Origin of the sequence: Microbispora sp. GKU 823 (assembly GCF_002027145.1) — a bacterium.
In the GTDB taxonomy this organism is placed as follows: domain Bacteria; phylum Actinomycetota; class Actinomycetes; order Streptosporangiales; family Streptosporangiaceae; genus Microbispora; species Microbispora siamensis.
In genome coordinates, this window is sequence record NZ_MWJN01000035.1 from 13,135 (window position 1) to 35,537 (window position 22,403).

Genomic DNA, 22,403 nt, shown 5'->3' on the forward strand with positions numbered 1-22,403 from the left:
CCATGCGCGGGCCGTGGTCAGTGGCCGGCGTCCTCCCAGGTGGTCCCGACGCCCACGCTGACCTCCAGCGGCACGCTCAGGTCGTAGGCCCGGCACATCTGCGCGCGCACGACCTCGGTCAGCTCCTCCAGCTCGCCCGGCGCCACCTCGAACACCAGCTCGTCGTGGACCTGGAGCAGCATGCGGGAGCGCATGCCCTCGATCGCCTTCTGCACGTTCAGCATGGCGACCTTGATGATGTCGGCGGCAGAGCCCTGGATGGGCGCGTTGAGCGCCATCCGCTCGGCCATCTCGCGGCGCTGCCGGTTGTCGCTGGTCAGGTCGGGCAGGTAGCGGCGGCGGCCGAGGATGGTCTCGGTGTAGCCGTCCTTGCGGGCCTGGGCGACGATCGACTCCAGGTAGTCGCGGACGCCGCCGAACTCCTCGAAGTACTCCTCCTTGAGGGCCCTGGCCTCCGCGACGGGAATGTTGAGCTGCCCCGACAGGCCGAAGTCGGACAGGCCGTAGGCCAGGCCGTAGTTCATGGCCTTGATCCGGGCGCGCAGGTCGGCGTCCACCTGCTCGGGGGGCAGGTCGAAGACGCGGGACGCCGTGGCCTGGTGGAAGTCGTGGCCCGACTCGAAGGCCGCGATCAGCGACTCGTCCCGGGACAGGTGGGCCATGATCCGCAGCTCGATCTGGCTGTAGTCGGCCGTCAGCAGCGTGTCGTAGCCCTCCCCCACCACGAAGCCCTTGCGGATGCGCCGGCCCTCGACCGTGCGGATCGGGATGTTCTGCAGGTTGGGCTTCTCGCTCGACAGCCGCCCGGTGGCCGCCACGATCTGGTTGAACGTGGTGTGGATCCGCCCGTCGTCGGCGATCTCCTTGATCAGGCCCTCGACCGTGGTGCGCAGCTTGGTCTGGTCGCGGTGGCGCAGCAGGATCACCGGCAGCTCGTTGTCGGTCTGCTGGGCCAGCCAGGCGAGCGCGTCGGCGTCGGTCGTGTAGCCGGTCTTGATCTTCTTGGTCTTGGGCAGGCCGAGCTTGCCGAACAGGATCTCCTGCAGCTGCTTGGGCGAGCCGAGGTTGAACTGCTCCCCCACCGCCTGGTGGGCGGCCTCCACCGCCTGCTTGACGGCCGCGCCGAACTCGGCCTCCAGCGCCGCGAAGTACTGCCTGTCGGCGGCGATGCCGGCCCGCTCCATCTCGGCCAGCACCCGCACCAGCGGGAGCTCGACCTCGGTCACCAGCCGGGTGCCGCCGCGCTTGGACAGGTGGGCCTCCAGCGCGTCGGCCAGGTCGCGCACCGCCTGGGCCCGCAGCGCCAGGTCCCGGGCCACGCCCTCGTCGGCGTCCTCGAACAGGGAGGTCTGCCCGCCGGGCGCGGACTCGGCCCGCAGCTCGCGGTGCAGGTAGCGCAGGACCAGGTCGTCGAGCGGGAACGACCGCTGCCCCGGCATCGCGAGATACGCGGCGAGCGCCGTGTCGCAGGTGAGACCGCGCAGGTCGTGCCCGTGGGCCCACAGCGCGAGCAGCGGCCCCTTGGCGTCGTGCACGGCCTTCGGCCTGTCGTCGTCGGCGAGCCAGGCGTGCAGCGCCGCCTCGTCCTCCTGGGTGAGACGCGTGGGGTCGAGGTAGGCGGCGCCGCCGGAAGAGGCGATCGCCAGGCCCTCGAACCGCCCGGTGCCGCTGCCGTACGCGCCCTGGAAGGCGAGCCCGGCGCGGTCCCCGGGGAGGGCGGCAAGCCAGCCGGCCACCTGGCCCGGCTCCAGCACGGTCACCTCGAGCTCGAAGCCCTCGCCTGCCTCCGGCTCGGTGGTGCCGAGGGTCTTGAACAGCCGCTCGCGCAGCTCGCCGCGGATCTGCAGCGAGTCGAGGAGCTTGTTGACCTCCTCGCGGTCCCACAGGCCCATGGTGAGCGAAGACACCTCGGCGTCGACGGGGGCGTCGCGCTTCAGCTCGGTCAGCATGCGGTTGTGGATCACCTGGCCGAGGTGCTCGCGGAGCTTGTCGCCGACCTTGCCCTTCACCTCGTCGGCCCGCCGGACCAGCTCGTCCAGCGAGCCGTACTCGGAGATCCACTTGGTGGCGGTCTTCTCCCCCACGCTCGGGATGCTCGGCAGGTTGTCGCTCGGGTCGCCGCGCAGGGCCGCGAAGTCCGGGTACTGCGCCGGGGTGAGGCCGTACTTCTCCATCACGGCCTCGGGGGTGAAGCGGGTCATGTCGCTGATGCCCCGCCTGGTCATCAGCACCGTGACCTTGTCGTCCACGAGCTGGAGCGCGTCGCGGTCGCCGGTCACGATGAGCACGTTCATACCTTCGCCCGAGGCCCGCGTCGCCAGCGTCGCGATCAGGTCGTCCGCCTCGAAGCCGGCCACGGACATGCGGGGGATCCGCAGCGCGTCGAGCAGTTCGAAGATGAGCTGCATCTGGCCGCGGAAGTCCTCGGGGGTCTCCGCCCTGTTGGCCTTGTAACCGTCGTACGCCTCGTGCCTGAAGGTCGGCTCGCTCCGGTCGAAACAGACCGCGATGTGGCTCGGCTGCTCGTCGCGCAGGATGTTGGCCAGCATCGAGGTGAAGCCGTACACCGCCTCGGTGTGCTGGCCGTCGGTGGTCATGAGGTTCGCGTCCTTCAACGCGTAGAAGGCGCGATAAGCAAGAGAATGCCCATCCAGGAGCAACAGACACGGACGGGTGGGGGTCGCTTCACTCTTCGGCACATCCGCAGCCTAGTCTCCCTGTACGACAGAAAACCCGTGCTCTTCCCACAGGAGGCGTCCCCTTGACCTTGACGAATCCCGAGGAGTTCGTGTCGGCGATGAACGCGCCCGGGGACCACCTGCACCAGCGGATGGGCATCGAGATCCTGGAGGCCAGCGCCGAGCGGGTGGTCGGCCGCATGCCCGTCAAGGGCAACACCCAGCCGTACGGGCTTCTGCACGGCGGCGCGTCCTGCGTGCTGGCCGAGACCCTCGGCTCGACCGGCGCCGCCCTGCACGCCGGCGCGGGCAGGATCGCCGTCGGCATCGAGATCAGCGCCACCCACCACCGCTCCGCCACCTCGGGGCACGTCACCGCCGTCGCCACCCGCGTGCACGCCGGGCGCACGCTCGCGACGTACGCCATCGAGATCACCGACGACGAGGGCCGGGCGGTCTGCACGGCCCGCCTGACCTGCATGCTGAGGGACGCTCGCTGAGGCCGGGAGGCTCGCGGGCCGTGCTCGCCCGCGAGCCTCCGGGGCAAGCACCACGAAAACCTCTTACGACGCATTGGGCCGTATAACGGAACGGCTTGCGACTCTCTTTGCACGGGAGTCGCTCCGGTCGCTACCGTTGTGGCTCCAGAGCCCGTGGGAAGACCGAGTAGACAACGTGCGGAGCCGGGGAAGCTGTGTACGGTCCCAAAGGTCCTCCCACGGGCTCACGCTCTTCCACAGCACCGACCCTCCGGTTGACTCCTTACATGCCCTGACCTGCGAACCCTTTCTCACGTCAGTGACACACCATGGTCACCAATTGGTGACGAACAACCCCGAAACGGGCGTCTCAGGCTTATGCTCCGGCCACAACATCGCAGCAACCTCGCGATGTTGCGCGTCCGCAGTGGGGGGCACGACCCCGCCATGACCTGAACAGAGGGAGCACCATTGCGCAGAGCCGTGATCGCGTTCACGGCCTTCCTGGGTGGAATCGTCTTTCTGCTCTCCTCCCCCGCCTGGGCGGACGGGGAGGCGTTGAAGGGCACACTCCAAAACCAAGGCCAGCCGGTGAACGGCGTGAAGATCAGCGTGGCAGGCGAAGACGGCAAACCCGTCGGGGACGCCACCACGGGTGCGGACGGCAAGTGGGAGGTGCCGGTCCCCAAGGCGGGCAAATACAAGGTCACGCTTGACCAGGCGACGCTCCCCAAGGGGATCGCGCTGAAGTTCCAGAACCGGGCCACCCTGGACGTGCAGGTCTACGAGGGCAGCGAGCGCAACGTCCTGTTCGCCCTCGCCCCCGCCGGCCAGCAGGGCGGGGCCGCCACGCCCGCCTCGTCGGACTCCTCCTCCTTCTGGGACCGGGTCGCCCAGCTCACCTTTGAGGGCTTCAACCTCGGGCTCATCATCGCCCTCGCGGCCATGGGCCTGTCCCTGGTGTTCGGCACCACCGGACTCACCAACTTCGCCCACGGCGAGTTGCTCACGTTCGGCGCGATGTGCGCTTACTTCTTCAACGTGGTCGTGGGACTTCCGCTCATCTGGGCCGCGGTGATCTCGGTCGTGATCGGCGGGGCCTTCGGATACAGCCAGGACCGGTTCTTCTGGGGAGTGCTGCGCAGACGAGGCAGCAGCCTGGTCGCCATGATGATCATCTCGATCGGCCTGGCCCTGTTCCTCCGCTACGTCTTCCTGTTCTTCTTCGGCGGCGAGGGCGCTCCGTACGCGGACTACAACGCCCAGCCCGGCATCCAGGTGGGCCCGATCTCCGCCGCGCCGAAGAACTTCATCGCGATGGGCATCGAGCTCGCCGTGCTCGTGATCGTCGGGCTCGCGCTCCTCAAGACCCGCGTCGGCAAGGCCGCCAGGGCCGTCGCCGACAACCCCGCGCTCGCGGCCTCCTCCGGCATCAACGTCGACGGCGTCATCCGGATCATCTGGACCGTCGGCGGCGCCATCGCGTCGCTCGCGGGCGTCATGCTCGGCCTGTCGCAGAACGTCAGCTTCCAGATGGGCTTCCAGATCCTGCTGCTCGTCTTCGCGGGGGTCACCCTCGGCGGCCTCGGCACCGCCTTCGGCGCCCTCGTCGGCTCCATCGTCGTCGGCCTGTTCATCCAGCTGTCCACCGTCGTGGTGCCGACCGAGCTGAAGACCGTCGGCGCGCTGCTGGTGCTCATCCTCGTCATGCTCTTCCGGCCACAGGGCATCCTCGGCCGGCGCGAGCGCATCGGCTGATCGGAGACCACACGTGGACTGGAACACCATCTTCGTCACCACGGTCAAGGCCTCGATCGGCCTGGAGACCGTCGTCTACGCGCTCGCCGCGATCGGCGTCAACATCCAGTTCGGCTACGCCGGGCTGCTCAACTTCGGCCAGGCGGCCTTCCTCGGCGTCGCCGCGTACGGCATGGCCGTCACCGTGGCCACCTTCCACCTGCCGTTCTGGCTCGGCATCCTGATCGGCCTGGCGGCCACCATCGTGCTGGCCTTCCTGCTCGGCATCCCCACCCTGCGGCTGCGCGCCGACTATCTCGCCATCGTCACCATCGCGGCGGCCGAGATCGTCCGGCTCGTCTTCAGATCGGTGAAGTTCAGCAGCGTCTTCGGCGGCTCGGACGGCCGGCAGAACTTCTCCGGCGACTTCTTCGCGATGAACCCCTACTCCCCCGGCACGTACGGCATCGGCCCGATCAGCTTCAACGAACGGGTGACGTGGGTGCTGACGGTCGGCTGGGTGCTCATCGCGATCGCCTGCGGGCTGGTCTACCTGCTCATGAAGAGCCCGTGGGGCCGCGTGCTCAAGGCCATCCGCGAGGACGAGGACGCCGTGCGCAGCCTCGGCAAGAACGTCTTCTCCTACAAGATGCAGGCGCTCGTGCTCGGCGGCGTCGTCGGCTGCCTCGGCGGCTTCCTGTTCGCGCTCGGCCAGGCGTCGGTGCAGCCCGACCTGTTCAGCACCGAGTTCACCTTCTACGCGTACACGATCGTGATCCTCGGCGGCGCGGCCCGCGTCTTCAGCCCCGTCGTCGGCGCCGCGATCTTCTGGGTGCTGCTGGTCTTCGTCGGGAACACGCTCAGCGAGGCCGTGAGCGCCGGGCTGCTCCCCTCGTTGTTCACCGTGAACAACATCGGCGCGGTCCGCTTCATGCTGGTCGGTCTCGGCCTGATGCTCCTGCTCATCTTCCGGCCTCAGGGCATCTTCGGTGACAAGAGGGAGATCGCGCTCGATGCACGCTGACACCACCCCGACCAGGAAGGCGGCGGCGCTGGCCGCCTTCGCGGGCCTCGAGCACGAGCCCGGCGTGCCCAAGCCCGACCCCATCCTCGTCGTCGACAAGGTCGTACGCCGGTTCGGCGGCCTCACCGCCGTCAACGTCGACCACGTGGAGATCCAGCGCGGCTCGATCACCGCGCTCATCGGCCCGAACGGCGCCGGCAAGACCACGTTCTTCAACCAGCTCACCGGCTTCGACAGCGCCGACGAGGGGTCCTGGACCTTCAACGGCAAGCAGCTCAAGGGCGTGCCCGCGCACCGGGTGGCCCGTGCGGGCATGGTCCGCACGTTCCAGCTCACCAAGGCCCTGTCGAAGCTCACCGTGATGGAGAACATGCGGCTCGGCGCGCAGAACCAGCGCGGCGAGAACTTCTTCCGCGCGCTTATCCCGGGCAGCTGGCGCCGCCAGGAGGACGAGATCACCGAGCGCGCCGAGGAGCTCCTCGAGCGGTTCAAGCTCGCCGCCAAGCGCGACGACTTCGCCGGCTCGCTGTCCGGCGGCCAGCGCAAGCTGCTGGAGATGGCGCGAGCCCTCATGGTCGGCCCCGAGCTGGTCATGCTGGACGAGCCCATGGCGGGCGTGAATCCGGCCCTGACCCAGTCGCTCCTCGGGCACGTGAAGGACCTGCGCGAGGAGGGCATGACCGTGCTCTTCGTGGAGCACGACATGGACATGGTCCGCGACATCAGCGACTGGGTCGTCGTGATGGCCCAGGGCGCCGTGATCGCGGAGGGGCCACCGGACTCCATCATGTCGGACCCGCGCGTGGTCGACGCCTACCTGGGCGCCCACCACGACGCTCCGATGTCCGCCGAGGAGTTCGAGGAGCAGCTGCAGGAGGCCGAGGCCGAGCTGGAGTCCGAGATCGAGGAGAAGGCATGACCGCCCCCACGCCGGAAAACCACGCAGAGCCGGACCGCGTCCCCACCCGGGACGAGCCCGAGCCGGTCGCGGCGGCGGACGAGGACGGCGCCGAGCCCATCTCGCGGGCGGCCGTCGTCGACCGCTCCGACCACCTCGCGGGAGCCGAGAGCGCGCTGCTGCGGGCCGACGAGCTGTACGCCGGCTACATCCCCGGCGTCAACATCCTCAACGGCGCCGACCTGTACGTGAAGAAGGGCGAGCTGATCGGCATCATCGGCCCGAACGGCGCCGGAAAGTCGACCCTGCTCAAGACCCTGTTCGGGCTCGTGCCGGTGCGCAGCGGCTCGGTCACCTTGAACGGCGAGGACATCACCAACCTCAAGGCGCACTCGCTGGTGGCCCGTGGGGTCGGCTACGTCCCGCAGACGAACAACGTCTTCCCCAGCCTCACCATCGAGGAGAACCTGGAGATGGGCGCCTTCCAGGTGCCCGGCAAGTTCAAGGAGCGGTTCGAGTTCGTCTGCGAGATCTTCCCCGCCCTCCGGGAGCGCCGCAAGCAGCGCGCCGGCTCGCTGTCCGGCGGTGAGCGGCAGATGGTCGCCATGGGCCGGGCGCTCATGACCGAGCCGTCGGTCCTGCTGCTGGACGAGCCGTCCGCGGGCCTGTCGCCCAAACTGCAGGACCTGGTCTTCATCCAGGCCCAGCAGATCAACAAGGCCGGCGTCACGGTGATCATGGTGGAGCAGAACGCCCGCCGCTGCCTGCAGATCTGCCACCGGGGCTACGTGCTCGACCAGGGCCGCAACGCCTACATGGCGAGCGGTCGCGACCTGATCAACGACCCGAAGGTCATCCAGCTCTACCTGGGCACGCTCGCCCGGGCCTGAGCCGCTCTCCGAGGGCCCCGGCGGAGCCTCCGCCGGGGCCCTCGTCGTATGTCTGTGACCGTATTTCCACCTGATCGGCAACCGGCGGGGTGACAATGAGCCGTATGACCCGAACCCCCCTCCGGGCGGCACTGGTCGTCCCGGCGCTCGCGATCGGCCTGTCCGCCTGCCAGTCGCCGTCCCCGGATCCCACGACCTCGGCGGGCGCCGTCTCGTCCACCGTGTCGTCCGCCGTGTCGTCCGCCGGGGCCGCGTCCGGCAAGACCAGCGGCGCGGTCTACGTCACGGGCGCGAAGGCCGGAGACGACCCCTGCGCCCGCGTCGTGTCCGCCATCGGCTACCTGGGGCTGTCGCTGCTGCCCGCGGGACAGGAGGAGGCCCAGCACTGGGACGGGGACGTACGCGGCCGTTTCGGCTATCTGCGCGGCACGCTGGAGATGTACGGCCCCCGTCTGCCGGCCTCGGCCTCGGCCGCCGTCGCGACCATCGACGGCGTCGCCGAGACCCTGTCCCGGGCCGACACCGCCGGTTCCCGGCGTCCGGACCTGCTGCGCCGCTATCGCAAGGCCTCCGCCGCCGTCCTCACCGCCTGCGGCCGTTCCTGACCCGGGGGCAACCCCACTTCCGGTGGACGCGGAAAGGGCCCGCTCCGTGGGAGCGGGCCCTTCTCGCCGTGGCTCAGCCGGCGATCTTGCCGGTGTTGAAGGCGATGTTCTTGTTGGTGTTGTCGGCGCCGTACTGGTAGATGCCGATCGTCGCCTCGGCCGGGTCACCGGCCTCGTTGAACTCGATCGGGCCGGACGCGCCGTCGTAGTCGATGTCCTTGCCCGCGGACAGCAGGTCGTTGCAGGACTTGAAGTCCTTGCACTTCTCGCCGCCCGTGGAGACCTCCTGCAGCTTGGCCGCGATGTCCTTGGGCGCGTCGCTCTTGGCGGCGACCGCCGCGAGCGCGGTCAGGATGGTCGCGTCGTACGACTCGGGGCCGTAGTTGAAGTCCTTCAGGTTCGGGTCGACCGTCTTCAGCTTCGCCTTGAAGTCGTCGGAGACCTGGGCGCCCGGCTGGGTGCCCTTGGCGCCGTCGAGCGTGCCCTTGGGGAAGCCGTCCTTGCCCGTGCCGTAGTTGGACAGGTTGCCGTCGACGAAGTAGTACTTCACCTTCTTGGCGGTCAGGCCCTGCTTGACGAGCTCAGGAATGATCTTCTTGGTCTCGTCGAAGCCGATCAGCGCCACGGCCTTCGGGTTGGCTTCCTTGATCTTGGCGACGTCCGCCGAGTAGTCGGCCGCCTTCGGGTCGTAGATGACCTTCTCCACGACCTGGCCGCCGCCGCCCTCGACCGCCTTCTGCACGTTGTCCGCGAGGCCGGTGCCGTACGCGTCCTGGAGGGCCAGGATGCCGACGGTGTCGTTGCCGTCGGCGAGGATCAGGTCACCGAGGACACGGCCCTGCAGCACGTCCGGCGGAGCCGTACGGAAGTAGAGGCCCTTGTCGTTGTAGGTGGTGAACTGGTCAGAGGTGTTCGCCGGCGAGATCTGGACCACGCCCGCACCCGTGATCTTGTCGATGACCGACAGCGACACCGAGGACGAGGCGGCACCGATGACCACGTCGGCCTTCTGCTGCAGCAACTTGTCGACAGACTGGGACGCAATGTTGGTCGAGGTGTCACCCGAGTCCGTGTCGACCTCGACCACCGGCTTGCCGAGGACACCGCCGGCGTCGTTGATCTCCTTGATCGCCAGCCCGACACCCGCGAACTCCGGCGGGCCGAGGAAGGCGAGCGAACCGGTCTGCGGCAGCAGCGTGCCGACAGTGAGAACACCATCGCCCTGGGCGGTGGCGGCAGCGGGCGCGGAGGACTGGGCCGCCGGCGCCGAGGAGGCCGGCGCGGCGCTGTCCTCACCACCGCCACAGGCCGTCAGCGCGAGGCTGGCGGCGGCGGCGACGGCCAGCGCCCGCCCGAGGGGGGCAATGCGGATCATGAAGCATCTCCTTCATCCAGGCCCGGGAGTCGTCAGCGCTGCCGACTGGTCCCGATCGAATGGCTGAAAGGTACATAGGCCAGGCACGGCCCGACCAGGGATGCATCAGAACTGTCCGCACTTGGATGCGGAGTCGTAATAACTCCTCAACTTAGCGGGACGGCCCCTGACCAGGAGTCTTCTCCTTCGCGATCAGCGAGGCGACGTTCAGGCGGGCTGCTGGGTCTCACCGCCGTTCTCGTTCACCACGATCTGCGCCACCTGGCGCATGCTCATGCGCCGGTCCATGGACGCCTTCTGGATCCACCGGAAGGCCTGCGGCTCCGTCCACCCGTGCTGGGCCATGAGCAGGCCCTTCGCGCGCTCCACGAGCTTCCTGGTCTCCAGCCGCTCCGACAGCGTGGAAACCTCCTTCTCCAGCGCGGCGATCTCCTCGTGCCGGCTGACCGCCATCTCGATGGCCGGGACCAGGTCGCCCTTGGTGAACGGCTTGACCAGGTAGGCCATCGCGCCCGCGTCCCTGGCCCGCTCGACCAGGTCGCGCTGGGAGAACGCGGTGAGGATGAGGCACGGCGCGATGCGTTCCGAGACGATGCGCTCGGCCGCGGAGATCCCGTCGAGCACGGGCATCTTGACGTCCAGGATCACCAGGTCGGGGCGGAGCTCCATGGCGAGCTTGACCGCCGTCTCGCCGTCGCCGGCCTCGCCGACCACGGCGTAACCGTCCTCTTCGAGCATCTCCTTCAGGTCGAGGCGAATCAGGGCCTCGTCTTCCGCGATCACCACTCGCCGCTGCGTACTCACGCACAAGAGGTTACCGACGTCCGCTACATTAGGACCACGGCAGGGGATGCCCTGAGCGATCTCCAAACAAGATCGACTGCTGCGTGGCAGCCATTGCCGAAACCGGACAAATCCGGAAATAGCCCCGATAGACCAATCGGCAGAGTCGATGGCCTCAAAATCCATTCAGTGTGGGTTCGAATCCCACTCGGGGCACTTGCACGAATAGCGGCCCCTAAGAAACCGTCAGGGCGACGATGACGGGGCCATGGTTGCGCTCCAGCGGCCAGCGGCCAGCGGCCAGCGGTGACATACTGCGACCGCCGGGCCCTGCTGGGGCCGCGGAAGTGAGGCCGGGACCTCCCGATGGAATCGGGCGCCCGGCCTTCGCGGTTTCAGTGCCGGACGCCACGAGGAGCGGTCACAGGAACTCGATCCTCTGCCGGATGATGTCGAACTCTCACCCTCGCCGCCGAGCCACCACACGACGCTGCCCACGAGTACGTCGGCGAGCCAGAGCAGCGGCTCGTCCGCTGATCTCCTCCACTCCGTTCGCAGGCCTCGCTCGACTCGGCCGGCCCCTCGGAGCGCGTCCACCAACGCGCGGTCTCGTCTGTGGCGATGAGCACGTGACGAGCGGAAGATTCATCCCGCCAGTGAATTCTCTGGCTCCTGCCAGCCCTGAGACCCAGCAACCGCTCTCGCAGTTCCGCGCAGACATGCTCCTCCAGCAGGACGGCCGCCAAGGCGTAAACGTAGGCGTCACCGCTCCTGCGCCGCATGCTTAATGCGAGAATCAGGTGCCGGGGAGGAGGCGGACGGCGTCGAGGGCGAGGGAGAGTTCGACGACGTCCAGGGGGCGGGCCAGCGACCGGCCGGTGAGCTGCTCGATGCGGCGCACGCGGTTGAAGACGGTGTTGCGATGGCAGTAGAGCTCGGCCGCCGCACGGGACGCGGACCCCTCGCAGCGCAGCCACGCCTCCAGCGTCGCGAGCAGCACGCCGCCGTCCGGTGACGCGGTGATCGGGCCGAGGACTCCGCCCGCGAGGTGCCCGGCCAGCTCCGGCTGGCAGACCACCAGGGCGGCGGGCAGCCGCCGGTCGAGCCGCGCGATCTCCGGCGTGGTCCCCGAGCAGGTGCGCATCGCCACCTCCGCCAGGCGGCGGGCGGTGCCGAGGTCGGCGAGGCTCTTCACCACCGGGCTGACGCCGGCGCTCGCGCAGACGACCGGGGTGATCGCGGCCACCAGGTCGTCCAGCTCCCGGTCGTCGAGGTACACGACGGCCATCTCCAGGTCCGGGCGCATGCGCCACAGGAAGCGCAGTCCGCCGATCTCGTCGGGCCGGTGCACGCGGTCGGGCTGGGCGGGCAGCCGCGTTGTGACAACCGCATAGCGTCCGTGCTCCGGCAGGCCGAGGGCGTCGGCGGCCACACCGGCCACGGCCGGGTCGGCGCGGCCCTCCAGGAGGGCGTCGAGCATGGCGTTGACGCGCTGGTTGGTCCGGCCGAGCAGCTCGTTCTCCCGGCGGCGGTAGGCGTCGGCCGCCGCCACGGCCTGGCGGTCGATGGCGTGCCACACGTGGGTGGCGCTGCGCAGCAGGGCGGGCAGCCGCTCCTGGCCCTGGTCGCCGATGATGTCGATGACGCCGTTCCAGGTAACCTGCGCGGCCAGGCGGTAGCTGCGCATGAGCGAGTCCAGCGGGAGCCCGAACTCGGCCCGCCTGCGCCCGACCGTCTGGGCGTACGCGACGTCGCGCCGCTCGTGCCGGGGCTGCAGGATCGCGGTGATGCCGACGCGCAGTCCCTCGTGGGTGCTCTTCCAGTGGTCCTCGTAGGGGACCGTCATGCGGTAGGCCTCGTCGCTTTCCCTGCCGCGCTTCACCAGCTCGTCGGCGAGCTCGGGGAGCCGTTCCAGCAGGCCTGCGGCGGAGGTCCGCAGCAGTTCCCGGACCTCGGAGTCCGTCCTGGACCTCATGCCCCGAATGTGCCAGCCAGAGGCGTCCGGAACAAGGTTCGGTTTTCGTTTCGTGATGCGGGATTGTGCTGGAGCACAGGGCACGACCGGCGCGCATGGGCTGGGGTCCCGACTTGACTCCCGGCGCTGGACGGCCCTCGACCACGGTGGGTTGGGTGTGCCTTCATCGGAGTCACAGGAGGCGCGGATGTCTGGTGAGGCGGGCCCGGGGACCGGCGGCCCAGAGATCGAGGGCGCAGAGATCGAGGGCCCGGCGACCGCGGCCCCGGGAGCTGCGGACCCGGAGGCAGGGGGCCTCGAGATCAGGGGCCTGGAGGTGCGGTACGGCCCCGTGCGCGCCCTTCGGGGCGTCCATCTGGCCGTGCCCCGGGGCGCGGTGGCCGCGGTGCTCGGCGCGAACGGCGCGGGCAAGACCACGCTGCTGCGTGCCGTGTCGGGGACGCTGCGGTTCCACCGGGGCGCGATCACGTCGGGGACCGTCGCCTTCGGCGGATCCCGCCTCGACGGCGTGCCGGCGGCGCCGTCGTACGGCGCGGCGTGGTCCAGGTGCCGGAGGGACGGCGGGTGTTCGCCCGGATGACGGTGGCCGAGAACCTGCGGGCCGGAGCGCTCGGCGTGCCGGGCAGGCGGGCGGCGGCGGCCCGTGAGCGGGTGCTCGAACTCTTCCCCGTGCTGGCCGAGCGGGCCCACCAGCGGGCGGGCCTGCTGTCGGGCGGCGAGCAGCAGATGCTGGCGATCGGCCGGGCGCTCATGGCCGGGCCTTCGCTGCTGCTGCTCGACGAGCCCACGCTCGGGCTCGCTCCGCTGATGGCGGCCCGGATCGCCGACACCGTGCGGCAGATCAACGCCCAGGGCACGTCGGTGCTGCTGGTGGAGCAGAACGCCGCCATGGCGCTCGCGCTGGCCGAGCGGGCGTACGTGCTGGAGGTGGGCGAGGTGACGCTGTCGGGACCGGCGGCGGAACTCGCGGCCAGCGACGAGGTGCGCCGCCGCTACCTCGGTATCGGCGCGCCCGAGACAGACCGACCGGTCGGTACCGACCCCGGCCCAGGTCACGAGAGGCACGAGAGGACCAGGCTGGCGAGATGGACGGCATGACCCACCGCCGCGGCGAACCGCGCGCACACCCGTTGAGGCGTCTCCGCATGCCCATGAGAAACCAACCGGTCGGTATGGCCATCGGGGACGGCCCGCCGGAACTCGTGGTCAGCGAGGTGACGGTCCGCTTCGCCGGGCTCACCGCGCTCGACGCGGTGAGCTTCACCGTGGCCCCCGGCAGCGTGCACGCGCTGATCGGCCCGAACGGCGCGGGCAAGTCCACCTGCTTCAACGTGCTTTCGGGCGTCTACCGCGCCACCTCCGGCAGCGTGCGCTTCGGCGGCGCCGAGCTGACCTCGCTGCGCCCGCACCAGGTGGCGGCGCTGGGCGTGGCGCGGACGTTCCAGAACATCGCCCTGCCGCCGCACCTGACGGTCCGCGACAACCTCATGCTCGGCCGGCACCGCCTGACCCAGGCCGGCTTCGTCTCGGCCGGCCTGCGGCTGCCCTCGGCCAGGCGCGAGGCCGTACGGCACGGCGCGCGCGTCGCGGAGATCGCGGAGTTCGCCGGCGTCGGCGACGCGTTGTCCATCCCCGTCGGGCTGCTGCCGTACGGCGTGCAGAAGCGGGTGGAGCTGGCCCGGGCGCTGTGCATGGAGCCGCGGCTGCTCCTGCTGGACGAGCCGGTGGCGGGGATGAACGGCGGCGAGCGGCGGGAGATGACCGCCCTCATCCAGTCGGTGCGCGAGAGCCTCGGCATCTCGATCCTGCTGGTCGAGCACGACATGGGCATGGTCATGCGGATCGCCGACGCGGTGACCGTGCTCGACTTCGGCAGGCGGATCGCGGACGGGCCGCCCGAGGAGGTCCAGCGCGACCCCGAGGTGATCCGCGCCTATCTCGGCGACTTCGGCGGCCCCTCCGGTGAGCGAGGGGAGGCGTGATGGCGGTCTTCCTTGAGCTGCTCGTCAACGGGATCTCGGTCGGGGCCGTGTACGCGCTGATCGCGCTCGGCTTCGTGGTGATCTTCAAGGCGACCGAGGTGGTCAACTTCACCCACGCGTCGCTGCTGCTGGCCGGCGGTTACGTGATCGCCCGGCTGCACCCGCTGATCGGGTTCTGGGCGGCGCTGGCGGCCGGGATCGCGGCGGCGGCGCTGGTGGGCGCGCTCGTGGAGTTCCTGATCCTGCGCCGGGCGCACGTCGGCTCGCGCGGCGTGCTGGCCATCGTCACGATCGGCGTGGACATCCTGCTCACGACCGAGCTCACCCGCCGGATCGGCACCGAGGTGCTCGCCCTGGGCGACCCCTGGGGCGACCGGGTGCTGCGTCTCGGCCCGGTCACAGTGGCCGAGACCCGCGTCGTGGCCCTCGCGGTCGCCGCCACGCTGATCGTGGCGTTCCTGCTCGCCTTCAAGTTCACCGGCTGGGGCGTGGCGATGCGCGCCGCGGCCGAGGACGCGGAGACCGCCGCGCTGATGGGCGTGCGGCTCGGCCGGGTCTCGCTCAGCGCGTGGGCCGTCGCCGGGGCGCTGGCCGCGGTCGCGGCGATGTTCCTGTGCGTCTTCCCGACGCCGGGCCTGGACAGGGGCACGGCCGCGGCGGCGATGAAGGCCTTCCCCGCCGCCATCCTCGGCGGGCTCGACTCGACCACGGGCGCGCTGGCCGGAGGGCTGATCGTGGGCGTCACCGAGACGCTGATGAGCGGATACCAGAGCGAGCTCGCCTTCCTGGGACGCGGCATCGGCGACGCGGCGCCGTTCCTCGTGATGATCGTGATCCTGCTGCTGCGGCCCTCCGGGCTGTTCGGCACGAAGGAGCCGGCCCGTGTCTGAACCCACGTCCACAGCCGGCACGCCCGTGCCGGAGACGCCCGTGCCGGAGACGCCCGCGGCCGGCACATCCATCCCCAGCGCGTCCACGCCAGGGAAGCCCACACGAGGCGCGTTCCGGCCCCTCCGGGCCGCGCTGTGGCTCGCGGTGCTCGTGGTGGCGGTCGCGGTGCCCTTCTACCTGGAGGGGTTCTGGCTGCAGGCGGGGCTGTTCGCGATGTCGGCGGCGATCGGCGCCATCGGGATCAACCTGCTGACCGGGGCGACCGGGCAGCTGTCCCTGGGGCACGCCTTCTTCCTCGCGGTCGGGGCGTACTCCTACGTCTCCCTGTCGTCGGACCTGGGGCTGCCGACGCCGCTCGCGGCCGTGGCCGCGGTGATCGTCGCGGGCCTGTCCGGCGGCCTGTTCAGCCCGATCGCGGGCCGCCTCAAGGGCGCCTACCTGGGCATCGCCACGCTCGCCCTGATCTTCGTCGGCCAGCACATCCTGTTCAACGCCGAGCCGGTGACCGGCGGCTTCAACGGACGGCCGGTGCCGCCGATGGAGCTGTTCGGTCTCGTCTTCGCCGACACCCCGGAGCTGGTGGTGCTGAACGTGCCGTTCGGCTCGCTCGAACGGCTGTGGTTCCTCGGGATCGCGCTGCTCGCGGGCGCGGCGGTGTTCGCCAGGGGCGTGCTGCGCGGCCGTCCCGGCCTGGCGATGAACACGATCAGGGACCACGAGATCGCCGCGGGGGTCATGGGCGTCCCGGTCGCCCGTTACCGCGCGGGCGTGTTCGTCCTGTCGTCCATGTACGGCGGGCTCGCCGGGGTGCTGGTCGCCCTGGTCTTCCAGCAGGTCGTGCCGGACTACTTCGGCATGCTGCTGTCGCTCGACTACCTCGCGATGATCGTGATCGGCGGCCTGGGATCGGTCGCCGGGGCGGTCGTCGGGGCCGCGTTCGTCTCCCTGCTCCCCCAGCTGCTCACGCGCTACAGCGACGCCCTGCCGCTGGTGGCCGAGCCGGGTTCCGGCGGGGTCTCCCCCGCCGAGGCCGCGCGGATTCTCTACGGCGCCGCCGTCGTCGCGGTGGTGCTGTTCCTGCCCGGCGGTCTGGTCGGGCTCGCCACGCGGCTCGGCCGTGTACGACTCAAGGAGCTCAGATGGGCAAAATCGGCACCCGCGCCGGCGTCGCGGCGTTAGCCCTGCTGTCCCTGGCCGTCGCGGCCTCGGCCGGGGGGTGCGCCAGCGGCAAGACCACGGGCGGCGGCGGTGGCGGAGACGCCGGGGCGGCGAACGTCGACGGGGTCAAGACCGGCCCCGGCGTCACGGCCACCACGATCACCGTGAGCGCGCTCACCGACCTGACCGGTCCGTACGCGTCGTTCGGCAAGAGCCAGACGCAGGCGCAGCAGCTGTACTTCGACCAGGTCAACGCCGGCGGCGGGGTCTGCGGCCGGAAGTACGAGCTGGTGGTGCGCGACCACGGCTACGACACGCAGAAGGCGGTGGCGGCCTACACCGAGATCGCGCCCAAGTCGGCGGCGATCGTGCAGTTCATCGGTTCCCCGATGATCACGGCGCTCAAGCAGCGGATCGACGGCGACAAGCTGCTCACGATCCCGATGGCGTGGGCGACCACGCTGCTCGGCAGCCGGGCCATCCAGGTGACCGGCACGACGTACGACGTGGACATGGTCAACGCCGTCGAGTTCCTCACGAAGGAGAAGGGGATCAAGTCCGGCGACAAGATCGGGCACCTGTACTTCGAGGGAGACTACGGCGAGAGCTCGCTCAACGGCTCGAAGTACGCCGCGGACAAGCTCGGCCTGCAGATCGTCGAGCAGAAGATCAAGGCCACCGACCAGGACATGAGCGCCCAGGTGGCGGCGTTCAAGGCGGCCGGGGTGAAGGCCGTGCTCGTCTCCGTGGGGCCCCGGCAGGCGGCCTCGCTGGTCGGCGTGTCCCTGGCCAAGGGCATGGACGTGCCGTTCGTCGGCAGCAACTCGGCCTACGCTCCGCAGCTTCTCGCGACCCCGGCCGGGCCGGCCCTGCTGAAGGACTTCTACTACGTCTCGGCGGGGACGCCGGTCAGCGCGCAGAACCCGGGGATGCAGAAGCTGGTGGCCGACTACCAGGCGAAGTATCCCGGGGAGACGCTCGACAGCGGCGTGCCCACCGGCTGGAGCGCGGCGATGATCGTGGACGAGGCGATGAAGAAGGCGTGCGAGGCCAAGGACCTCACGCGGGAGGGCGTGCTGAACGCGCACCGCTCGCAGTCGAACTTCGGCGGCGACTTCGGCACGCCGATGAACTTCACGTTCTTCGACAAGCCCGCCTCCCGATCGTCGTACGTGCTCAAGCCCGACAAGGCGGCGCTCGGCGGCGCGGTCGTCTTCAGGGAGGCGGAGGTCTCCGAGCTGGCGAAGGACTACCCGGTGCCGGTGGGCTGACGCGGACAGGCCCGTGCCCGCGCTGGGGTGGTTACTCGCAGGTGCCGCGATTGACGAGATTTGCCCGGAAGGAGCGGTATCCAGAGTGGTGCATCGCAAGGCGGAGGAGGAGCTCGTAGCGGAGCTACGAGCGACGACGACAACGCAGCGAGGTGCCGCTCTGGGCGACGCGACGGGGCAAAGATCGGAAAGAGGGGCACTAGTATCCCGATACCGAACAATCGTCTGGAGAATCGATGCGACGCACCATCTACGGCGAGGACCACGAGGCCTTCCGCGACTCCGTGCGGCAGTTCGTGATCCGCTCGGTCGCCCCGAGGGCCGAGGAGTTCATCGAGCGCCGGCTGATCGACCGCGAGGTGTGGCGGGAGGCCGGCCGGCAGGGATTCCTCGGCCTTGAGGTCCCAGAGGAGTACGACGGCGCGGCCGCGGGCGACTACCGCTTCAACGCCGTGCTCACCGAGGAGCTCGCCGGGGTGGGTTTGGCTCTGGCGTCCAGTTTCAGCATCCACTTCGACGTGGTCGCACCCTACCTGGTGGAGCTGACGACGGACGAGCAGAGGAAGCGCTGGCTGCCGCCGTTCTGCTCGGGAGAGATGATCACCGCGATCGGCATGACCGAGCCGAGCGGCGGGTCGGACCTGGCGGCGCTGCGCACCACCGCCGTCAGGGACGGCTCCGACTGGATCGTCGACGGCTCCAAGACGTTCATCACCAACGGCTACCAGGCCGACCTCGTCGTGGTGGCGGCCCGGACCAGCCCGGAGAAGCGGGCCAAGGGCATCACGCTGTTCGCGGTCGAGGAGGGCATGCCCGGCTTCCATCGCGGGCGCAAGCTGGACAAGGTCGGCCAGCCGGAGGCCGACACGGCCGAGCTGTTCTTCGAGGGCGTGCGGGTGCCGGCCGGCAACGTGATCGGCGAGGTGGACCGGGGGTTCGTCGCGATGATGGAGCGACTCCCCCAGGAACGGCTCGGCAGCGCCGTCACCAACATCTCCCACGCCGCCGCCGTGCTCGCCGAGACCCTGTCGTACGTGAAGGAGCGCAAGGCGTTCGGCCAGGCGATCGGCAGCTTCCAGTACAACAAGTTCACCCTCGCCGATCTGGTGACGAAGGTGGAGGTGACCCGGGCGTACGTCGACCAGTGCGTGGCCGCCCACGCCGACGGAGAGCTGACGGCGGTCGACGCGGCCAAGGCCAAGATGTGGACCGCCGAGGTGCAGAACCAGGTGATCGACGCCTGCGTGCAGCTCTACGGCGGATACGGCTACATGAGGGAGTACCGCGTGGCACGGGCCTGGATGGACGCCCGGGTGACCCGGATCTGGGCGGGGTCCAACGAGATCATGCGCGAGATCGTCGGCCGGGACCTCGGCTTGTGAACGGGCCTGTGAAGAACCGGGAAGCCTATCCGCACTGGCGGGACGTGCCCACCCGCTGGAAGGACAACGACGTCTACGGGCACGTCAACAACGTCGTGCACTACTCCCTGATGGACACCGTGATCAACACCTGGCTGATCGAGGAGGCCGGCCTGGACATCCACGAGGGCCCGGCGATCGGGTTGTGCGTGGAGTCGCGCTGCTCCTACCGGGCCTCGGTGTCCTTCCCGCAGGTGATCAGCGTGGGCCTGCGGATCGGTCACCTGGGCCGGTCCAGCGTCCGCTACGAGCTCGGCCTGTTCGCCGGGGACACGCTGGTCGCCGAGGGAGATTTCACCCACGTCTTCGTGGACCGGCACACCCGCCGCCCGGTGGAGATCGGCCCGCCCCTGCGCCCCGCCATGGAACGCCTCCTCTCCCCTCCCTCCGTTTAGTGGTTTCAGCGCCCGTGGACGTTGACCGCCACGCCGCTCAGATGGTCCTCCTGGACGATGTCCAGCAGGGTGTTCGCCACGTCCGCACGGGTCAGGGAACGCGGTTTGGCCGGCAACTCGCGGCGGATCACGACCGCCCCGGCTGCGGGCCGGTCGGTGAGCCGGGTCAGCCGGACGATGGTCCAGTCCAGATCGCCGGCGCTCACGACCCGCTCCAGCTCGCGGGCGTCGGCATACTGGGTGGCCAGCAGGCGGCGCAGCAGCCACAGGACCAGGACCGGCCTGCGGGCGACGATCGGGTAGGGGGTGGTGACGACCAGGCGACGGACCCCGGTCTCGGTCATGGCCTGCATGATGGTGCGGGTGGCCTCGGCCGCGCGGTGCGGATCGCCGCTGTCGCCGCCGTTGATGATGGAGATCACCGCGTCCGCGCCGGTCACGGCCGCGCGCATCTTCTCCGGGTCGCGGCCGTCGCCTTCGACGACGACGTGCGGCCGCGCCTCCAGGGCGGCGGCGTTGCGGGTGAAGGCGGTGACCCGGTGGCCGCGGCGCAGCGCCTCGGCCAGGACGTGGCGGCCGGTGCGGCCGGTCGAGCCGATGAGAGTGAGGTTCACGGCTCCACCGTCCGGTTGATCGAGTCGACGCGGCCGTCGTTGCGGTATTCGAGGTCGGGGGTGGAGAACCGGTCCACGATCGTGTCCGGATCCTCCTGGCCGGAGGCCGGTCCGTACGGCAGGCGGGTCGGAAACGCGTGGAAGCCGGGCACCGGGCCACCCCCGATCCGCTCATCTGTGGCCGTGTCCGCATGTTCGAGTGAGGTTCCCATGACCGGCAATCGTCGTCCAGCCGGAGTTCTTCGGCGTCCCTCCCACGGAGTCATCTGCCGCTACCCCACCGGGATCAGCCCGGCCGGCCCGGGCTAAGTCGCCGGGAGTAGCCGGCGACGGCAGGAGGTCAGGCGAGGCTGTCGAGCCAGGCGCGGTGGAGGCGGGCGAACCGGCCTGAGCCGGCGATCAGGTGGTCCGGCGGGCCGTCCTCCACGATCCGGCCGTGCTCCATGACGAGCACCCGGTCGGCGATCTCGACGGTGGACAGGCGGTGGGCGATGATCAGCGCGGTCCGGTCGGCGAGGATCGTCCGCAGCGCCCGCTGCACGAGGCGCTCGCTGGGCACGTCGAGGCTGGAGGTGGCCTCGTCCAGGATCAGCACGGCGGGGTCGGCGAGGAAGGCCCGGGCGAACGCGACGAGCTGCCGCTGCCCCGCCGACATGCGGCCGCCGCGCTTGCCGACCTGGGTCTCGTACCCGTCGGGGAGCGCGGAGACGAACGTGTGGGCGCCGATGGCCTCGGCGGCCCGCTCGATCTCCGAATCCGGCGCGCCGGGCCGCCCGAACCGCACGTTGTCGGCGATCGTCCCGCTGAACAGGTAGTTCTCCTGGGTGACCATCACCACGTGGCGGCGCAGGGTGTCCTCGTCCAGGTCGCGCAGGTCCACGCCGTCGAGCAGCACCCGCCCGGCGACCGGGTCGTGGAACCGGGCGATCAGTTTGGCCAGCGTGGTCTTGCCCGCGCCGGTGGTGCCGACGACGGCCACGGTCTGCCCGGCGGGGATCTCCAGGTCGAGCAGCGGCAGCACCGTCGGGCCCTCGGCGTAGGCGAACCTGACGGCCTCGAAGCGCAACGCCCCGGCGGCGCGCGGCAGCGGCACCGGGCGGCGTGGCTCGGCCACCGAGGGCCGCTCCTCCAGCACGCCCGACAGCTTCTCCAGCGCCGCCCCCGCCGACTGCAGCGCGTTGTAGAACTGGCTGATCTCCTGCATCGGCTCGTAGAACTGGCCCAGGTAGAGCAGGAACGCCGCGAGCACGCCGACCGTGACCGTGCCGCGCAGCGCGAGCAGGCCGCCGTACAGCAGGACGGCGGCGACGGTGACGTTGCCGATCAGCTTGATGCCGGGCATGAACACGGCGACCAGGCGCATGCCCCGCGTGTTGGCGGCGCGGTAGTCCGTGTTGAGCCGTTCGAAGATCTCCTGGTTGCGCGGCTCCCGCCGGAACGCCTGCACCGCGCGGATGCCGGTCATCGACTCCACGAAGTGGACGATGACCAGCGCGACCGCCTCCCGCGTACGGCGGTAGGCGACGCTCGACTGGCGGCGGAACCACCGGGTGAACAGCAGCAGGACCGGCAGCGGCAGCAGCGCCACCAGGCCGAGGCGCGCGTTGAGCACGAGCAGCATGATCGCGGTGCCGCACAACGTGAGCACGGCCGTGACCAGGCCGTCGAAACCGGAGTCGAGCAGTTCCGCGATGGCGTCCACGTCGGAGGTGAGCCGGGAGATGACCCGCCCTGAGGTGTACTTCTCGTGGAACGACAGCGACAGGCGCTGGAAGTGGTCGAAGACCCGGCGGCGCAGCTCCAGCAGGATGTCCTGGCCGATCCGGCCCGACATCTGCAGGAACGCCTGCCGGGTCAGCGCCTGGGTGAGCGCGGCGCCCAGCACCGCGCCGACGATCGCGAGCAGCGTCCCCGCGCCCTGCCCGCGCAGCATGGGCGGGATGCCGTCGTCGATGCCCGCCTTCACCAGGTACGGCAGGGCCAGCCCGGCGGCGTTGGACACCACGATGACCGCGGTGAGCACGGCGATGGCCCGGCGGTGCGGGCGCAGCAGGTCGCCCAGCAGGCGGCGCGACCGGGTGCGCAGCAGCACGGAGACGCGCTCGGAGATCTCGTCGCGGTTCTCCGCGGCGACCCCGCGCCACACCTGTGTCCCCCGCATCGCTCGCCGGTGCGCTTTCCGCCGGGGTCGTGCCGGAGGCGCGCAGTGAGCGCTTCCCTCGTCGTG

At 70.3% G+C, this 22,403-nt stretch carries 19 protein-coding genes, 1 tRNA gene and 1 pseudogene; 14 read left to right on the top strand and 7 right to left on the bottom strand.

Annotated elements, in window-relative coordinates:
- Window positions 1-17 precede the first annotated feature (17 nt).
- On the bottom strand, window positions 18-2,699 hold the full coding sequence (gene polA, locus B1L11_RS19690; protein WP_079315845.1) for a DNA polymerase I: 2,682 nt from the start codon (window positions 2,697-2,699) through the stop codon (window positions 18-20).
- A 98-nt stretch (window positions 2,700-2,797) separates the two neighbouring features.
- On the opposite strand from polA, the gene B1L11_RS19695 reads away from it, so the two are divergent.
- The 6 genes from B1L11_RS19695 (at window position 2,798) to B1L11_RS19720 (ending at window position 8,311) form a co-directional block, all read left to right on the top strand.
- Window positions 2,798-3,178: a PaaI family thioesterase gene (locus B1L11_RS19695; RefSeq protein ID WP_143737403.1), complete on the top strand. Its 381-nt coding sequence runs from the start codon at window positions 2,798-2,800 to the stop codon at window positions 3,176-3,178.
- A 450-nt stretch (window positions 3,179-3,628) separates the two neighbouring features.
- The gene (locus B1L11_RS19700; RefSeq protein WP_239107995.1) at window positions 3,629-4,915 is read left to right on the top strand and encodes a branched-chain amino acid ABC transporter permease; all 1,287 of its coding nucleotides are present in this window, start codon (window positions 3,629-3,631) and stop codon (window positions 4,913-4,915) included.
- A gap of 13 nt (window positions 4,916-4,928) precedes the next feature.
- Window positions 4,929-5,918 carry a branched-chain amino acid ABC transporter permease gene (locus tag B1L11_RS19705; RefSeq protein WP_079315847.1) on the top strand — a complete coding sequence of 330 codons (990 nt, stop codon included), beginning with the start codon at window positions 4,929-4,931 and terminating at the stop codon, window positions 5,916-5,918.
- Window positions 5,908-6,837, top strand: a complete 930-nt coding sequence (locus tag B1L11_RS19710; protein WP_079315848.1) for an ABC transporter ATP-binding protein — start codon at window positions 5,908-5,910, stop codon at window positions 6,835-6,837. Before B1L11_RS19705 ends, B1L11_RS19710 begins: the two co-directional genes overlap by 11 nt.
- Window positions 6,834-7,706 (top strand): ABC transporter ATP-binding protein, encoded by an 873-nt coding sequence (locus B1L11_RS19715; protein WP_079315849.1) that lies wholly within the window; start codon window positions 6,834-6,836, stop codon window positions 7,704-7,706. Before B1L11_RS19710 ends, B1L11_RS19715 begins: the two co-directional genes overlap by 4 nt.
- 104 nt (window positions 7,707-7,810) lie before the next feature.
- On the top strand, window positions 7,811-8,311 hold the full coding sequence (locus tag B1L11_RS19720) for a hypothetical protein (RefSeq protein ID WP_079315850.1): 501 nt from the start codon (window positions 7,811-7,813) through the stop codon (window positions 8,309-8,311).
- A gap of 73 nt (window positions 8,312-8,384) precedes the next feature.
- Here B1L11_RS19720 and B1L11_RS19725 read toward each other — a convergent pair whose 3' ends face one another.
- Window positions 8,385-9,686, bottom strand: a complete 1,302-nt coding sequence (locus tag B1L11_RS19725) for an ABC transporter substrate-binding protein (RefSeq protein WP_079315851.1) — start codon at window positions 9,684-9,686, stop codon at window positions 8,385-8,387.
- Window positions 9,687-9,893: 207 nt separating this feature from the next.
- Complete coding sequence (locus B1L11_RS19730; protein WP_079315852.1) at window positions 9,894-10,472, bottom strand: ANTAR domain-containing response regulator; 579 nt, start codon at window positions 10,470-10,472, stop codon at window positions 9,894-9,896.
- Window positions 10,473-10,611: 139 nt separating this feature from the next.
- Between B1L11_RS19730 and B1L11_RS19735 the strand changes: the two genes are divergently transcribed.
- A tRNA-Leu gene (locus B1L11_RS19735) sits at window positions 10,612-10,685 on the top strand.
- Window positions 10,686-11,265: 580 nt separating this feature from the next.
- On the opposite strand, the gene B1L11_RS19740 is transcribed toward B1L11_RS19735, so the two are convergent.
- Window positions 11,266-12,444 (bottom strand): CdaR family transcriptional regulator, encoded by a 1,179-nt coding sequence (locus B1L11_RS19740; RefSeq protein ID WP_079315853.1) that lies wholly within the window; start codon window positions 12,442-12,444, stop codon window positions 11,266-11,268.
- Between the two features lie 301 nt (window positions 12,445-12,745).
- Between B1L11_RS19740 and B1L11_RS19745 the strand changes: the two are divergent.
- The 7 genes and pseudogenes from B1L11_RS19745 to B1L11_RS19775 all read left to right on the top strand — a co-directional run bounded on the left by B1L11_RS19745 (window position 12,746) and on the right by B1L11_RS19775 (window position 19,562).
- A pseudogene (locus B1L11_RS19745) lies at window positions 12,746-13,542 on the top strand (ABC transporter ATP-binding protein).
- A 74-nt stretch (window positions 13,543-13,616) separates the two neighbouring features.
- Window positions 13,617-14,426 (top strand): ABC transporter ATP-binding protein, encoded by an 810-nt coding sequence (locus B1L11_RS19750; protein ID WP_143737391.1) that lies wholly within the window; start codon window positions 13,617-13,619, stop codon window positions 14,424-14,426.
- Window positions 14,426-15,316, top strand: a complete 891-nt coding sequence (locus B1L11_RS19755) for a branched-chain amino acid ABC transporter permease (protein ID WP_079315855.1) — start codon at window positions 14,426-14,428, stop codon at window positions 15,314-15,316. Before B1L11_RS19750 ends, B1L11_RS19755 begins: the two co-directional genes overlap by 1 nt.
- 133 nt (window positions 15,317-15,449) lie before the next feature.
- A complete protein-coding gene (locus B1L11_RS19760; RefSeq protein ID WP_256862719.1) occupies window positions 15,450-16,496 on the top strand; it encodes a branched-chain amino acid ABC transporter permease in 1,047 nt (348 codons plus the stop codon).
- Complete coding sequence (locus B1L11_RS19765) at window positions 16,457-17,746, top strand: ABC transporter substrate-binding protein (RefSeq protein WP_079315856.1); 1,290 nt, start codon at window positions 16,457-16,459, stop codon at window positions 17,744-17,746. Before B1L11_RS19760 ends, B1L11_RS19765 begins: the two co-directional genes overlap by 40 nt.
- 236 nt (window positions 17,747-17,982) lie before the next feature.
- Window positions 17,983-19,128, top strand: coding sequence for an acyl-CoA dehydrogenase family protein (locus B1L11_RS19770; RefSeq protein ID WP_079315857.1), 1,146 nt, complete (start codon window positions 17,983-17,985; stop codon window positions 19,126-19,128).
- An 8-nt stretch (window positions 19,129-19,136) separates the two neighbouring features.
- Window positions 19,137-19,562 carry a thioesterase family protein gene (locus B1L11_RS19775; RefSeq protein WP_079315894.1) on the top strand — a complete coding sequence of 142 codons (426 nt, stop codon included), beginning with the start codon at window positions 19,137-19,139 and terminating at the stop codon, window positions 19,560-19,562.
- Between the two features lie 5 nt (window positions 19,563-19,567).
- Here the strand turns inward: B1L11_RS19775 and B1L11_RS19780 are convergent, their stop codons facing one another.
- The 3 genes from B1L11_RS19780 to B1L11_RS19785 form a co-directional block, all read right to left on the bottom strand.
- Window positions 19,568-20,176 carry an NAD(P)-dependent oxidoreductase gene (locus B1L11_RS19780; RefSeq protein WP_179155228.1) on the bottom strand — a complete coding sequence of 203 codons (609 nt, stop codon included), beginning with the start codon at window positions 20,174-20,176 and terminating at the stop codon, window positions 19,568-19,570.
- The gene (locus B1L11_RS45390; protein ID WP_143737392.1) at window positions 20,173-20,388 is read right to left on the bottom strand and encodes a hypothetical protein; all 216 of its coding nucleotides are present in this window, start codon (window positions 20,386-20,388) and stop codon (window positions 20,173-20,175) included. The genes B1L11_RS19780 and B1L11_RS45390 overlap by 4 nt, the downstream gene beginning before the upstream one ends.
- 128 nt (window positions 20,389-20,516) lie before the next feature.
- A complete protein-coding gene (locus tag B1L11_RS19785) occupies window positions 20,517-22,337 on the bottom strand; it encodes an ABC transporter ATP-binding protein (RefSeq protein WP_079315859.1) in 1,821 nt (606 codons plus the stop codon).
- Window positions 22,338-22,403 lie beyond the last annotated feature (66 nt).

Coding starts and splice junctions, on each gene's coding strand:
- B1L11_RS19695 (WP_143737403.1), top strand. CDS start 2,798: ATGAACGCGCCCGGGGACCACCTGCACCAGCGGATGGGCATCGAGATC.
- B1L11_RS19710 (WP_079315848.1), top strand. CDS start 5,908: ATGCACGCTGACACCACCCCGACCAGGAAGGCGGCGGCGCTGGCCGCC.
- B1L11_RS19715 (WP_079315849.1), top strand. CDS start 6,834: ATGACCGCCCCCACGCCGGAAAACCACGCAGAGCCGGACCGCGTCCCC.
- B1L11_RS19720 (WP_079315850.1), top strand. CDS start 7,811: ATGACCCGAACCCCCCTCCGGGCGGCACTGGTCGTCCCGGCGCTCGCG.
- B1L11_RS19725 (WP_079315851.1), bottom strand. CDS start 9,686: ATGATCCGCATTGCCCCCCTCGGGCGGGCGCTGGCCGTCGCCGCCGCC.
- B1L11_RS19740 (WP_079315853.1), bottom strand. CDS start 12,444: ATGAGGTCCAGGACGGACTCCGAGGTCCGGGAACTGCTGCGGACCTCC.
- B1L11_RS19750 (WP_143737391.1), top strand. CDS start 13,617: ATGGCCATCGGGGACGGCCCGCCGGAACTCGTGGTCAGCGAGGTGACG.
- B1L11_RS19755 (WP_079315855.1), top strand. CDS start 14,426: ATGGCGGTCTTCCTTGAGCTGCTCGTCAACGGGATCTCGGTCGGGGCC.
- B1L11_RS19765 (WP_079315856.1), top strand. CDS start 16,457: ATGGGCAAAATCGGCACCCGCGCCGGCGTCGCGGCGTTAGCCCTGCTG.
- B1L11_RS19770 (WP_079315857.1), top strand. CDS start 17,983: ATGCGACGCACCATCTACGGCGAGGACCACGAGGCCTTCCGCGACTCC.
- B1L11_RS45390 (WP_143737392.1), bottom strand. CDS start 20,388: ATGGGAACCTCACTCGAACATGCGGACACGGCCACAGATGAGCGGATC.
- B1L11_RS19785 (WP_079315859.1), bottom strand. CDS start 22,337: ATGCGGGGGACACAGGTGTGGCGCGGGGTCGCCGCGGAGAACCGCGAC.